11 protein-coding genes are annotated in these 14419 nt (G+C 63.7%); 3 read left to right on the forward strand and 8 right to left on the reverse strand.

The window, feature by feature from the left end; all coding sequences use genetic code 11:
* Positions 1-95: 95 nt before the first annotated feature.
* Positions 96-1244, reverse strand: a complete 1149-nt coding sequence (locus ACU0B3_RS03740; RefSeq protein ID WP_446259464.1) for a glycosyltransferase — start codon at positions 1242-1244, stop codon at positions 96-98.
* 78 nt (positions 1245-1322) lie between these two features.
* On the opposite strand from ACU0B3_RS03740, the gene ACU0B3_RS03745 reads away from it, so the two are divergent.
* Genes ACU0B3_RS03745 through mmsB form a run of 3 tightly spaced genes read left to right on the forward strand, consistent with a single transcriptional unit; the run spans position 1323 to position 4350 of the window.
* A complete protein-coding gene (locus ACU0B3_RS03745) occupies positions 1323-2462 on the forward strand; it encodes an acyl-CoA dehydrogenase family protein (RefSeq protein WP_446259465.1) in 1140 nt (379 codons plus the stop codon).
* On the forward strand, positions 2459-3496 hold the full coding sequence (locus ACU0B3_RS03750; protein ID WP_446259466.1) for an enoyl-CoA hydratase/isomerase family protein: 1038 nt from the start codon (positions 2459-2461) through the stop codon (positions 3494-3496). Before ACU0B3_RS03745 ends, ACU0B3_RS03750 begins: the two co-directional genes overlap by 4 nt.
* The gene (gene mmsB, locus ACU0B3_RS03755) at positions 3493-4350 is read left to right on the forward strand and encodes a 3-hydroxyisobutyrate dehydrogenase (protein WP_446259467.1); all 858 of its coding nucleotides are present in this window, start codon (positions 3493-3495) and stop codon (positions 4348-4350) included. Before ACU0B3_RS03750 ends, mmsB begins: the two co-directional genes overlap by 4 nt.
* Before the next feature lie 67 nt (positions 4351-4417).
* On the opposite strand, the gene uvrA is transcribed toward mmsB, so the two are convergent.
* From uvrA to ACU0B3_RS03790, 7 genes are all read right to left on the reverse strand, one after another.
* Positions 4418-7276, reverse strand: a complete 2859-nt coding sequence (gene uvrA, locus ACU0B3_RS03760) for an excinuclease ABC subunit UvrA (protein ID WP_446259468.1) — start codon at positions 7274-7276, stop codon at positions 4418-4420.
* 322 nt (positions 7277-7598) lie between these two features.
* Positions 7599-7949, reverse strand: a complete 351-nt coding sequence (locus tag ACU0B3_RS03765) for a hypothetical protein (protein ID WP_446259469.1) — start codon at positions 7947-7949, stop codon at positions 7599-7601.
* 74 nt (positions 7950-8023) lie between these two features.
* The gene (locus ACU0B3_RS03770) at positions 8024-9112 is read right to left on the reverse strand and encodes an ABC transporter ATP-binding protein (protein WP_446259470.1); all 1089 of its coding nucleotides are present in this window, start codon (positions 9110-9112) and stop codon (positions 8024-8026) included.
* The gene (gene bglA / locus ACU0B3_RS03775; protein WP_446259471.1) at positions 9112-10794 is read right to left on the reverse strand and encodes a beta-galactosidase BglA; all 1683 of its coding nucleotides are present in this window, start codon (positions 10792-10794) and stop codon (positions 9112-9114) included. Before bglA ends, ACU0B3_RS03770 begins: the two co-directional genes overlap by 1 nt.
* Before the next feature lie 10 nt (positions 10795-10804).
* Positions 10805-11959 (reverse strand): carbohydrate ABC transporter permease, encoded by a 1155-nt coding sequence (locus ACU0B3_RS03780; protein ID WP_446259472.1) that lies wholly within the window; start codon positions 11957-11959, stop codon positions 10805-10807.
* A 27-nt stretch (positions 11960-11986) separates the two neighbouring features.
* The gene (locus ACU0B3_RS03785; protein WP_446259473.1) at positions 11987-12988 is read right to left on the reverse strand and encodes a carbohydrate ABC transporter permease; all 1002 of its coding nucleotides are present in this window, start codon (positions 12986-12988) and stop codon (positions 11987-11989) included.
* Positions 12989-13107: 119 nt separating this feature from the next.
* Positions 13108-14361, reverse strand: coding sequence for an ABC transporter substrate-binding protein (locus ACU0B3_RS03790; protein WP_446259577.1), 1254 nt, complete (start codon positions 14359-14361; stop codon positions 13108-13110).
* Positions 14362-14419: the final 58 nt, after the last annotated feature.

Consider the following 14419-nt stretch of genomic DNA (forward strand, 5'->3'; position numbering starts at 1 on the left):
CACTTCCTAGCTTCTTCTGGCTAAAAATATCCTGGGGGCCGTTTATTTGGCGCCATTGGTTCAAGCCCAATGAACGGCGGCAGAGCCCCAGGGGATCAATAACTGCGGGCAGCGTCCGCCAACAAAGCCTCAAGCTTAGTCAAAAGCCTCGCATTGTCGAACCGGGCGCACGCCGCATCTCGCGCGCGCGCACCAAAGCCGCGCGCCGTTTCGCGCGACATCCCAAACGCCTCAACCACGCGCGCCGTGTAGGCGGGCGCGTGACCTTCTTCGACAAGAAAACCAGTCTCTCCATCGTCGATGGCTTCGGGAATACCGGCGTGCCGTGTCGAAACTGTGAGGCAGCCTGCAGCCATTGCTTCTTGGATCGCCGTCGGCAGCCCTTCGGTATTGCCATTCTCTGCAGTCAGCGAGTGCTGCAGGAAAATCTCTGACCTCACAGCGATGTTCCGCACCTCCGCGTGCGGCAAGGCACCCGGCAGCGACACGAAACTCTCCAGCCCCAAAGCAGCGACGCGCGCCCGCAAGGGCGCGAGGAGCGGGCCGTCGCCGATCATCGTCAAGTGGGCGTCAGGGGCGACCTTCAGCGCCTCTGCAAACGCTTCGAGCGTCAGCATCGGCGCCTTTTTCTCAACCATCCGGCCCACGGCAAAGGCCGATCGCGGGCGCTTTTTTTCCGGCGCGAACCAGCGCACATCAACGCCCGAGGGGATAACATGCGCGTTGGGATGTGTGACGCCCACCTCCCGCTTCAGATTGTCCAAGAGAAACTGCGAGACGGCGACCACACCCGTCAGTTTTGGAAACATATACCGGTACGCACGCCGCACGGACGCCTCCCGCAGGCGGGACGACGCATCGGACCCGCGGAAATAGGTGAACATCGGGATACCCGCCTCCCGAGCAATCGGCGCAAGCACCACGCCCTGCGTGCCGAATTCCGACAGGATCACGTCCGGCTTTTGCTCCGCGAGCCAAGCCAACAACGCGCGTTTCGCAGCGCCGAACGGCACCCGCTCCGTTCCGTGCCGCCAAAGGTTCCATGGCAGCATCACAGGCGCCAACGCCAAATCGCCCACCCCGTGCCGCGCGCGCCGCTCGAAGAACCGCGGTCCCGTCTCGCGCTTGCCATTGAGCCGCCCCGCCACAACGCAGGTTTTCCCGCCAAACATCTCCTCGATATGCCGGTTCACAAAGGTCTGTCCGGGTACGTAATAATCGGCAACGGCGATGCAGGCTTTCATGCCTCGCGCCATAGCGCTTGCGCTCTGCGGCGGCCAGACTAGAGTAATGAACAAGCGTTCAATTCTGGAAAGGCTGAGATGGATTTTGCACTGACCGAAGAGCAGACCGCGATTTTCGACATGGCCTACGACGTCGGCCAGGCCGAGATCGCGCCCTATGCCCGCACCTGGGAGGCGGACGGCACCATCCCGCGCGAGCTCTGGCCCAAGCTGGGCGCGCTCGGCCTCGCCGGCCTCTACGTGCCCGAAGAACACGGCGGCAGCGGGCTCTCTCGCCTCGACGCGACGCTGGTCTTTGAAGCCCTCAGCATGGCCTGCCCTTCGGTTGCCGCTTTCCTGTCGATCCACAACATGTGCGCCAAGATGATCTCGTCCTTCGGCGATGACGCACTTCGTGATCGGATGCTCCCCTCCGCGCTCACTATGGAGAGCGTGCTCAGCTATTGCCTGACTGAGCCCGGCTCAGGCTCCGACGCCGCCGCCCTCAAGACCCGCGCCGAGCGCTCGAACGAAGGTTACACGGTAACCGGCACCAAAGCCTTCATCTCCGGGGGCGGCTATTCGGACGCCTACATCGTCATGTCCCGCACCGGCGAGGACGGCCCCAAAGGCGTCTCCGCGCTCATCCTCGAAGACGGTATGGAGGGCCTCACCTACGGCGGGCTCGAGGACAAGATGGGCTGGCGCTCGCAACCCACCCGGCAGGTGCAGATGGACGCCGTCGCCGTGCCCGCCACCAACCTCCTCGGCGAAGAAGGCAAGGGCTTCACCTACGCCATGATGGGGCTCGACGGGGGGCGGCTCAACATCGCGGCCTGCTCACTCGGCGCCGCGCAAGCTGCCCTCGATGCGACGCTAGCCTACATGAAAGAGCGCAAGGCGTTCGGCAAATCCCTCACCGAGTTCCAGGCGCTGCAGTTCCGCCTCGCCGAGCTCGAGATCGAGCTGCAGGCGGCCCGAGTCTTCCTCCGCCAGGCGGCGTGGAAGCTCGACACGGGCGCGCCCGACGCCACCAAACACTGCGCCATGGCCAAGAAGTTCGTGACCGAAGCCGGCTCCCGCATCGTCGACGGCTGCCTGCAACTGCACGGCGGCTACGGCTATCTCGCCGACTACGGCATCGAAAAACTGTCCCGCGACTTGCGCGTGCACCAGATCCTCGAGGGCACGAACGAGATCATGCGCCTCATCGTCGCCCGCGATATGCTGCGCGCATGAGCGACATCGACATCCGCATCGAGGGGCGCGCCGGCCGGATCACCCTGACCCGTCCGCAGGCGCTCAACGCGATGACCTACGACATGTGTCTGGCGATCGAAGCCGCGCTTGACGCATGGCGGAGCGACAACTCGGTGGCGCTGGTTTTGTTCGACGCAGCCGGAGACAGGGCGTTCTGCGCAGGCGGCGACATTGCCGAGATGTATGCCACAGGCACTGCCGGAGACTTCGAATACGGACGCACATTCTGGCGGGACGAGTACCGTCTCAACGCCAAACTCTTCGAATACCCCAAGCCCGTCGTCAGCTTCCTCCAAGGGTTTACCATGGGCGGCGGCGTCGGGATCGGCTGCCACGGCACGCACCGCATCGTCGGAGACACCAGCCAGATCGCCATGCCGGAATGCGGCATCGGCCTTGTCCCGGACGTGGGCGGCTCCCTCATGCTCGCCCTCGCCCCCGGACGGCTGGGCGAATACCTCGGCACCAGCGGCGCGCTCATGGGACCGGGCGACGCGATCTACGCCAGCTTTGCCGACCACTATTTGCCCGAAGAGGCGTGGGAAGACGCAAAGGCCAAGATCATCGAAACCGGCGATCCCGACGCCGTGGCCTGGTCCCCTGCCCCGGACGCGCCGCTTCACGCTTTGCAACCCGACATCGACCGGCACTTCGGCGGCGAAACCCTTGGCGACATCGCCCGAAGCCTCGCCGCCGAGGACAGCGACTTTGCCCGGGACACGCTCAAAAAGCTGAGCCGCAACGCGCCGCTCGCCATGGCCTCCTGCGTGGAGATCGTGCACCGCGTGCGCGCAAACCCCGGCATCCGCAGCGCGCTCGACCAGGAATTCCGCTACACGTACCGTGCGATGGAGCAAGGCGACTTTCTCGAAGGCATCCGCGCCGCCATCATCGACAAGGACCGCAGCCCGAAATGGGCGCACGAAAGCATCTCGGCGCTCGGCCAGATGGACGTGACACACATGCTCATGCCCCTGCGCGGGAACGGATTGGTTTGGGAGGACCACGCATGAAGATCGGATTTATCGGCCTCGGCAACATGGGCGCGCCCATGGCCCGCAACCTCGCCGCCGCAGGGCATGAGGTGACAGGTTTTGACACTGCGTCTGTGACTGCCGAAGGCGTTGCTCTGGCCGCCTCTGCTCAGGACGCTGCACGGCACGCAGACGTGGTCATCACCATGCTACCAAACGGCGCGATACTGCGCGCGGTCGCCGAGGACGTTCTCCCGGCGATGCAGACCGGCGCCCTCTTCATCGACTGCTCCACCGTCGACGTAGAAAGCGCCCGGGCCGTCGCCGAAGACGCAAACTCCAAAGGAATGGGTTGGATCGATGCGCCAGTCTCCGGCGGGATCGGGGGCGCCTCCGCTGGCACGCTCACCTTCATGGCGGGCGGCGCGGAAGACGACTTCAACAAAGCCGCAGAGCTTTTTGATATTATGGGACAAAAGGCCGTCCATTGTGGCGATGCCGGCGCGGGCCAAGCGGCCAAGATCTGCAACAACATGATCCTCGGCGCGACCATGATCGTAACCTGCGAAGCCTTTGCGCTCGCTGACAAACTCGGCCTCGCCCGGGACAAGATGTTTGACGTTGTCAGCACATCTTCGGGCTATTCCTGGTCGATGAACGCCTACTGCCCCGCTCCCGGCATCGGCCCACAAAGCCCTGCCGACAACGACTACCAGCCCGGTTTTGCCGCCGCGCTCATGGTCAAGGACCTCGGCCTCGCGCAAGACGCGTCTGCCAGCGTCTCCGCCACCACACCCCTCGGCGCGCACGCGCTCGAGCTTTACAAGGAAATGGTGGCCGACGGCGACGGGGACAAAGACTTCAGCTACATGCTCCCGCGCCTTTCAGCGTAGATGGGTGAAATCACCCATCCTACCGGTCACGTCGCATGCGTAGGATGGGTGCTCGCACCCATCCCGCCTATTCAGCAGCCACCCGCCGCGGCTTAAGCATCTCCTTGAGATACCGCCCGGTGTGCGAGTCTTCGACTTCGGCAACATGCTCCGGCGTGCCTTCGGCAACCACCGTGCCACCTCCATCGCCACCTTCGGGCCCGATGTCGATGATCCAGTCGGCGGTCTTCACAACGTCGAGGTTGTGCTCGATCACCACCACCGTGTTTCCGGCTTCCACAAGTTCATGCAACACTTCAAGAAGCTTGCGTACGTCCTCGAAATGTAAGCCAGTTGTCGGCTCGTCGAGAATGTAGAGCGTGCGGCCCGTCGAGCGTTTTGCCAGTTCCTTCGAGAGCTTGACCCGCTGCGCCTCACCGCCCGACAGCGTCGTGGCCTGCTGGCCGACGCGGATATACCCGAGGCCGACGCGCACCAGCGCGTCCATCTTCTCGCGGATCGACGGGACGGCTTTGAAGAACTCCTGCGCATCTTCAACCGTCATATCAAGAACGTCGGCTATGCTCTTGCCCTTGAACTGAATTTCCAAAGTCTCGCGGTTGTAGCGTGCGCCGTTGCAGGTCTCGCAAGTGACGTAGACGTCGGGCAGAAAGTGCATCTCGATCTTGATCACACCGTCACCCTGACACGCCTCGCAGCGCCCGCCTTTGACGTTGAAGGAAAAGCGACCGGGTTTGTAGCCGCGGGCCTTGGCCTCCGGCAGACCGGCAAACCAGTCACGGATGGGGGTGAAGGCCCCCGTATAAGTCGCTGGATTCGAACGCGGAGTCCGGCCGATGGGGCGTTGATCGATGTCGATGACTTTGTCCAGATGCTCGAGCCCTTTGATCGTCTCACATGGCGCAGGCGTCTGACGCGCGCCGTTCAGCGCCATCGACGCCGTTTTGAAGAGCGTCTCGATAGTGAGCGTGGACTTGCCGCCGCCAGATACGCCTGTCACGCAGACGAACTTGCCGAGCGGAAAATCGACAGTGATGTCTTTAAGGTTGTTGCCTGAGGCTTTGACAACCTTGAGTTTTTTCTTGTTGCCCTTGCGGCGCGTCGCCGGCACGGAAATCTCGCGAACGCCCGACAGGTACTGCCCGGTGACCGAGTTTTCATCTGCGGCGACAGCGTGCGGAACTCCGTGACTGACGACTTGGCCTCCATGCACGCCAGCGCCTGGGCCGATGTCGAAGACGTAGTCAGCCTCGCGGATGGCCTCCTCGTCGTGTTCGACCACGATCACCGTGTTGCCCTGGTCGCGCAGATTCTTCAGCGTTTCAAGGAGACGGTCATTGTCGCGCTGGTGAAGACCGATAGAGGGCTCGTCGAGCACGTAGAGCACGCCCGTGAGGCCGGAGCCGATTTGGGACGCGAGCCGGATGCGTTGGCTTTCGCCACCACTTAATGTGCCGCTTGAACGTGACAGTGTAAGGTATTCCAATCCCACGTTATTCAGGAACCCAAGGCGCTCTCGGATTTCCTTGAGGATCGCGCGGGCGATCTCGTTTTTCTGGGGGCTGAGGCTGTCAGGGACGGATTTGCACCAATCGTAAGCGTCGCGGATCGACATCTCGACCACCTGGCCCACATGCAGGCCGGCGATCTTGACCGCGAGCGCTTCGGGGCGCAGGCGATAGCCGCCGCAATCGCCGCAGGGGCGGTTGTTCTGGTAGCGCTCGAATTCTTCGCGGATCCAGTTGCTGTCGGTTTCGCGGTAGCGGCGCTCCATGTTGGGGATGACGCCTTCGAAAGCGCGTTTGACCTGGTAGACGCGGCCGCCTTCGTCGTAGCGGAACTGGATTTCCTCGTCGCCCGAGCCGTGCAGGAACACTTGCTGGACGTAAGCCGGGAGGTCCTTCCACTTGGCGTTCTTGTTGAACTCGTAGTGCTTGGCGATGGCCTCGATGGTTTGGAGGAAGTACGGGCTTTTGCCTTTGCGCCATGGGGCGAGTGCGCCGTCGGAGATCTTGAGCGTGACGTCCGGGACAACCAGACGCTCGTCGAAGAAGAGCTCGTGGCCGAGGCCGTCACAGGACGGGCACGCGCCAAAGGGGGCGTTGAACGAGAAGAGGCGCGGCTCGATCTCGGGGATGGTGAAGCCGCTGACGGGGCAGGCAAAATTCTCGGAGAAGGTGACGCGCTCGGGCTCGCCTTCGGAGGGTGCCGTTTCGAGAATCGCGATGCCATCGGCAAGGTCGAGGGCCGTGCGGAGCGAGTCGGCGAGCCGTGTTTCCATGCCTTCGCGGACCACCAGACGGTCGACCACGACGTCGATGTCGTGGCGGAATTTCTTGTCGAGCGTGGGCGGATCGTCGAGCTCGTGAAAGGCGCCGTCGACCTTGACCCGCTGGAAGCCCTGCTTGCGCAGCTCCAGGAACTCCTTGCGGTACTCGCCTTTTCGGTCGCGCACGATGGGCGCGAGGAGATAGGCGCGGGTCCCCTCCTCCATCCCCATGATGCGGTCAACCATGTCCTGCACCTGCTGCGCCTCGATGGGCTGGCCGGTGGCGGGCGAGTACGGCGTGCCGGCGCGGGCAAAGAGTAGGCGCAGATAGTCGTATATTTCGGTGACGGTGCCGACGGTCGAGCGCGGGTTCTTGGACGTCGTCTTTTGCTCGATCGAGATGGCGGGACTGAGACCGGTGATGTGGTCGACGTCCGGTTTCTCCATCATATCAAGGAATTGGCGCGCGTAGGCGGAGAGCGACTCGACGTAGCGGCGCTGGCCTTCGGCGTAGATCGTGTCGAACGCGAGCGAGGACTTGCCTGACCCCGAGAGGCCGGTGATCACGACCAGCTGGTCGCGGGGGATGTCGACATCGACCCCCTTGAGATTGTGCTCCCGTGCGCCCCGCACCTCGATGAATTTCTGCTCGGCCATGCGCGTCCCCAAGTTCACGTGCTGCGTCGTGTGAAGCGAAAGTAGCGCCATACCGCGTCCGCGCCAGCGCTGCACGTGAACATTAACAGAACATCAACCACATTTGCACGAAATTATCGCGCTGCTGTCAGGGCGTGGCAGGGGATGTGAGGGCAGAGCCGGCGGACTCAAACCTGAAAGCGCACCGGCTTAAATCAAAGCGCCCGCCTGACAGGCACTGTCAGGCCGCGCCGACCCGCCCCACTGGGGCGGCGCGATTGCGCCACCCCGCGGGACGGCGCGTGCTCAACCGTTTTAAATTTATCGGGTTTAGAGTCGCCGACTAGAAGTCAGCTTCGGGGCGTGGCACCCAGCAGGACGCGGCCTCCAAATAGCCCGGGCCGTAGTAATCGGCGGCGCGGGCGTGGTCGAAGCCGGCGTCCCACCACGCCTTGTAGGAGCGGTAAACCTTGCTCTCTTGCGTGGCGAGGCCGCGGGAGGCGTAGGCTTTGATCACCTCCCCGATCTCGGGGGTCTCGTCGCGCAGCCAGTCGTTGCGTTCGAGGTCATCGGCCTCGACGCACACCACGCCTGCCGGCACGTAGAGGCCCGGCATCCGGTTTTTCTGCACTGTTGCGGTAGGGGTACAGCTCATCAGGGCCAGAAGGCTGGCCCCGGTCAGGAGATATTTCATAAACCTGCTCGTCTCTTTTGGACTTTTGCAGGCAGGTTAGGCTGGCGCAGGTCCCCGCGCCAAGCCTTGATGGCTCAGCGGTAGAGCAAAGACTGGCCGTTGTGGAAAATATGCACCTTGGACGGGTCCGCCGAGAGCGAGACCTCCTTGTGGCGCAGATCGCCGTGGATGCCGGGCAGCTTGGCGACCATCTGTGCATCCGCGCCCGCCTGGCCGAAGTAGAGCAAGGTGACCTCGCCCAGAGCTTCGGTGATGGCGACGGTGCCGGTGTAAAGCGGCGTGCCGGTGGCCTCGACGAGGTCCTCGGGACGCACGCCGATGTTGACCTTGAGCCCCATGTCGGAGCTCTGCGTGGCCACATCCGACACGGCAGTGCCGCCACCGTCGAGCTTGACCGTGGTCTGCGCGCCGGTCTGGATGACCTCGCCCGAGAGCAGGTTCATGGACGGGGAGCCGATGAACTGCGCGACGAACTCGCTGTTGGGTGTTTCGTAGAGCTCGAGCGGCGTGCCGACCTGCGCGATGCCCTTGTTGGCGAGCACGACAATGCGGGTGGCAAGCGTCATCGCCTCCACCTGGTCGTGGGTGACGTAGATCATCGTCGAGTCTGGCATGGCCTCCTTGAGCTGCGCGATCTCGATCCGGGTGGCGACGCGCAACGCGGCGTCGAGGTTCGAGAGTGGCTCGTCAAAGAGGTAGACCTTGGGGTCGCGCACGATGGACCGGCCGATGGCCACACGCTGACGCTGACCACCCGACAAAGCCTTGGGCAGGCGGTCGAGGTACTGGTCGAGCTGCAGGATGCGCGCGGCTTTTTCGATGGCGGCGTCGATCTCGGCCTGCGGTTTCTTGGCGATCTTGAGCGCGAAGGACATGTTTTCGCGCACTGTCATGTGCGGGTAAAGCGCGTAGGACTGGAACACCATCGCGATGCCGCGCTGCGAGGGCGGGACGTCGTTGACCAGCTGGCCGTCGATTTCGAGCTCCCCGCCGGTGATCTTTTCGAGCCCCGCGATCATGCGCAAGAGCGTGGACTTGCCGCAGCCCGAGGGGCCGACGAACACCACCAGTTCGCCCTGCTCGATGTCGAGGTTGATGTCCTTGAGCACGTTGACCGTGCCGCCATATGTCTTGTCGACATTGGTGAGCTTGAGATTGGCCATCAGGCATCCTCCCCTTCGTTGGTATCTGCATCTGTGGCGAAGACGGCCTGCCACGGGCCGAGTAGTGCGGTGCGCCCGTCGTCGGGGCGCTCGAACGGAGCGCCTTGCGCGATCTGCCAGCGGCCTTCGGGCCAGTCGACCGGCTGCGACTTGTTGCTGAGGTTGAAGGCGCAGAGCACGCGGTCGCCCGCGTGTTGGCGCACGAAAATCAGCATGTCGTCGTCGGCGCGGATGATGTCCATCGCGCCTTTGACCAGTGCCGGGTGCTCGCGGCGGAACGCGAGGAACCGGCGGTAGAAGTTTAGGTGCGAGCCCTCGTCGCCCTCCTGCACACCGGCCGCCTTGTCGAGGTGTTCGACCGCGACGGGCAGCCAGGGCTTGCCATCGGTGAACCCGCCATTGCGGTTGTCGCGCGTCCAGACCATCGGCGTGCGGCAGCCGTCCCGGCCTTTGAACTTGGGCCAGAACTGCTTGCCGTAGGGGTCCTGCAAGTCCTCGAAGGCGACGTACGCCTCGGTCAGACCCAGCTCCTCACCCTGGTAGAGGCAGACCGAGCCGCGCAGGCTCATCAGGATCGCCGCGTAAAGGCGCTGCGCCGGCTCGCCCATGTTCCAGCGCGAGGCGTGGCGCATGACGTCGTGGTTGGAAAACGCCCAGCACGCCCAGCCGTCGCCGACAGTCTCTTCGAACTTGGTCAGGACCTGCCCGATCCGGCTGCCGGTGGGCGGGGTCGAGGAAAGAAAGGCGAAGTCGTAGCACATGTGCACCTTGTCGCCGCCGGAGGTGTATTCTGCCTGGATCTCCATCCCCCTTTGCGCGTCACCCACCTCGCCCACGGCGGTGGCCGCCGGGTACTCGTCAAGCAAAGCGCGGAACCGTTTGAGGAACGCGAGGTTCTCGGGCCGGTTCTTGTCGTAGAGGTGATTCTGCCAGTTGTAGGGGTTCACCGAAGGCGCGATGGTGTCATTGCGATCCTCGGGCTTCAGCGCCGGGTTCGCGCGCAGCTCCTGGTCGTGGAAGTAGAAGTTGATCGTGTCGAGGCGGAAGCCATCGACGCCGCGGTCGAGCCAGAACTTGACCACCGACAAGAGCTCGTCCTGCACTTCGGGGTTGTGCAGGTTGAGGTCCGGCTGCTCGGAGAGGAAGTTGTGCAGGTAGTACTGCATCCGCTCCCCGTCCCATTCCCAGGCCGAGCCGCCAAAGATCGACAGCCAATTATTCGGCGGCGAGCCGTCAGGCTGCGCATCCGCCCAGACGTACCAGTCGGACTTGGGGTTGTCGGCGCTCGCGCGGCTCTCGCGGAACCAGGGATGCTCGTCCGAGGTGTGCGACAGCACCAGGTCGATCATCACCTTGAGGTCCAGCTCGTGTGCCCGGGCGATCAGCGCGTCGAAATCGCCCAGCGTGCCGAACATCGGATCGACGTCGCGGTAGTCGCTGACGTCATAGCCAAAATCCTTCATCGGGGAGCGGAAGAACGGCGAGATCCAGATCGCATCCGCGCCGAGGTTGGCGATATGCGGCAGGCGGTTGATGATCCCGGCGAGATCGCCGATGCCATCGTTGTTGCTGTCCTGAAAGCTGCGTGGGTAGATCTGGTAGATCACCGCGCCGCGCCACCAATCCTTGTCGGTGGCGCCAGCGTGGATCGCAGGCTGCGTGTGTGGGTCGAGAAAACTCATGCGTCTGTCCTTACTTCACCGAACCGGCCAGCATGCCGCGCACCAGGTATTTCTGCATCGAGAAGAAGACGAGCAGCGGCACCGCGATCGACACGAATGCCGCCGTTGCCAGGATTTCCCAGTTGCCGCCGCGCGTGCCGAGCAGCTCGACGATCTGGTTGGTCATCACCGTGGTCTCGCCGGAGGCGTCGATCAGGAACACCTTGGCCACCAAGAGGTCGTTCCAGGTCCAGAGGAACTGGAAGATCGCGAACGAGGCCAGCGCGGGGAAGCTGAGCGGCAGGATGATCTTGGTAAAGATCTGGAACTCGGTGGCGCCATCCACCCGCGCGTTCTCGATGATGTCCTTGGGAAGGCCCACCATGTAGTTGCGCAAGAGGTAAATCGCGAGCGGCATGCCAAAGCCGGTGTGCGCAAGCCACACCCCCAGGTAGCCCTTGCCGATGCCGATGTTGTTGTGCAGCTGCAGGAGCGGGATCAACGCCAGTTGCAATGGCACCACCAGCAGCGCCACGACCGCCGCGACCAGGAGCGCCCTGCCCGGGAATTCCATCCACGCCAGCGCATAAGCCGCAAAGGCCGCCACGAGGATCGGGATGACCGTCGCCGGGATCGTGACCGTAAAGGTGTTGAAGAACGCCTTGGCCATGCTGTCGGTCGAGCCTTCGGAGAAGAGCACCGTACGGTAGTTGTCGAGCGTGAACTCGGGCGCCACCGTCGCCGTCACAAAGAGGCGCTTGCCGCGGGAGCCGGACATCTCCTCGGTGGAGGTGATGCGGTAAGCGCCGTCTGCCGCGATGGTGATGCTCTCACCGGAACGAAACTCCCCGGTCTCGCCGGCCGCATAGGCCGAGATGTCGCGCGAGCTGACACCCCAGCGGGAGATCTCCGCGCCCTCTTTGCCGGCGTCTTCGAGCACGTTGCCTTCGATCACCCAGAGGTTGCCCTCCTGCACCTGCGCGTCGGGACCCTGCGCGCGCTCGACGAGGTTCTGTTCGGAGGCGATCGGCGCCTTCCACCAGCCCGAGGCCGCGATCTGGTCGGCCGTGCGGAACGACGACACCAACAGACCCACGGTCGGGAAGAGCCAGAGGAACACCAGAACGGCCACCGAGATGTGCACCGCCCAGGTCAGGGAGGACTTTGTACCTGCAATATTATCCATGATTTGCTCCCTTTGGTTCGCGGGCCATCACTTCATCTCCTTGCGGGCGTTGTGGACGTTCCAGACGAGGATCGGCGTCACCAGCAGCATGATGACCATGGCCGAGGCCGAGCCCACGCCCCAGTCATTGGCGCGGAAGAGCTTGTCGAACATGTAGTTGGCCAGCACCTGCGTCTCCCACTGGCCGTTGGTCATCGCGAACACGATGTCGAACACCTTGAGCACGACGATGGTGATGGTCGTCCAGACCACCACGATGGTGCCCATGATCTGCGGCACTTTGATCTTGAAGAACACCTGGAAGGGGTTTGCCCCATCCACGATGGCCGCCTCGACCGTCTCCTCGGGGATGCCGCGCAGGGCGGCGCTCAGGATCACCATGGCAAAGCCGGTCTGGATCCAGATAAGCACGATCATCAGCAGAAAGTTGTTCCAGAACGGGATCGTCAGGAACGTCTTCGGCTCGCCGCCCGCCGCCACGATGATGGCGTTGAGAATGCCGATCTGCTCGGCCTCGATAGGGCGGGTGTCGTAGACCAGCTTCCAGATCACCGCGGCGCCCACGAACGAGATCGCCATCGGCATGAAGATCAGCGCCTTGGCCAGCGCGCCCCAGCTGATCCGGTCGGTCAGCTGCGCGGCCAGAAGGCCAAACGCGGTGGAGGCCGCCGGCACCACGATCAGCCACAGCATGTTGTTGCGCAGCGCCTCCCAGAACTTCGGCTCGCCGAACATCTGCGCGTAGTTGTCGAGGCCGACGAACTCGTACCCGCCGGGCACACGGTCCATGAGTGACAGACGCAGCGTCTCGACCACCGGGTAGCCAAGGTAGAGGCTCAGCGCAAAGATCGCGGGAAAGAGGAAAAGCCACGGGCGGATCATGTTTGCCCGGTTGATGTTCCGACCCGCATTCGGGCCGGTGGGCGGGTACAGCACCTTGTCGACGAACAAGTTGGATGCCCAGAAATAGCCCACGCAACCGCCAACACCGATCACGATGGTCATAAGGCCTAAGAGCGCTGGATGCATCCGCGTCTCCTCCCCGAATATGTTGTGGGATTATGGGCTGCGGCCTGCCTCCTCCTGCAGGCCACAGCGAGGGCGCGGCTCACGCACGATGTGCGGAGCCGCGCCTTTGTCGGGACCGCTTACTTGAGCGAGTCCCAGCTGTCCTGGATCGCACCCGCGACCTCGGCGGCGTCCGCGCCACCGGCATAGTCGACCATACCCGTCCAGAAGGAACCTGCGCCCACACCGCCCGGCATCAGGTCGGAGCCGTCAAAGCGGAAGGTGGTGGCGCCCAGCAGGATGTCGTTCATCCGGCGGCTCGTGTCGTCCACGAACTTGGAGGTGTCGACGCCCTTGTGCGGCGTCAGGAACCCGCCACGGGACATCCACAGCTCGTGCGCGGCCGGGTCCTGCAGGAACTCAACCAGCTCATGCGTCGCCTCGCTCTCATTGGTGATCGCAAAGAGCGTGCCGGCACCCAGCACCGGGCTGCCGAGGTCTTTTTCAGCAAACGCCGGGAAGTAGAAGAAGTCTGCGTCGACGCCGATCTCGGTGCCTTCCGGGAAGAAGGCCGGGATGAACGACGCCTGGCGGTGCATGTAGCACTGCGGCGGGCTGTCGAAGAGACCCTTGGGAGAGTCGCGGAAGTCGGTGGTGCCGACCGCGCCCGAGCCGCCTGCGACGTAGTCGTCGTTGCGGGCAAAGGTGCCGAACTCTTCGATCGCGGCGACAACGGCCGGATCGTCGAACGGGATCTCGTTGGCGACCCACTGGTCATAGACCGACGGGGGCTGCGTGCGCAGCATCAGGTCCTCAACCCAGTCCGTGGCCGGCCAGCCGGTCGCGGCGCCGGACCCCAGACCGATGCACCAGGGCGTCTCGCCATCGGCGACGATCTGGTCGGTGAGCGCCTTCAGCTCTTCCATGGTCTCGGGGATCTCGTAACCGGCATCCTCGAAGTTCTCCGGCACGAACCACACGAGCGACTTGAGGTCGACGCGGAAGAACATGCCGTAGTGCTGGTCTTCGCCGTCTTCGTTGGCGTAGGTGCCCAGGTCGACCCAGGACTGACCAGCGGCGTAATTCTCTTTCACCCAGTCCGCGACTTCGGGCTTGAGCGGCGTCAGCAGACCGCGCGACGCCATGTCGGCGGCCAGACCCGGCTGCGGGAAGACGGCGAGGTTCGGCGCAGAGCCGGCTTCGGCGTCCACGATGATCTGCTGCTCGAAGCTGTCCGAGCCGACGTAAGTCACGGTGTGGCCCGTCTTTTCCTCGAACATGTCGAAGATCTCGTTCACGATCTCGGCCTCGGGGCTCAGCCAGGGGCCGGCAACCGTGATCGTCTCCGCCTGCGCGGAGCCTGCGACAAGCGCTGCCGTGGCGGCGGTGAACATAAGGTGTTTCAAGTGGTGTTCCTCCCAGTTTGGCCTCGACGGGCCCACCTCTTCGGGC

This window comes from Pseudaestuariivita sp. (assembly GCF_052825805.1).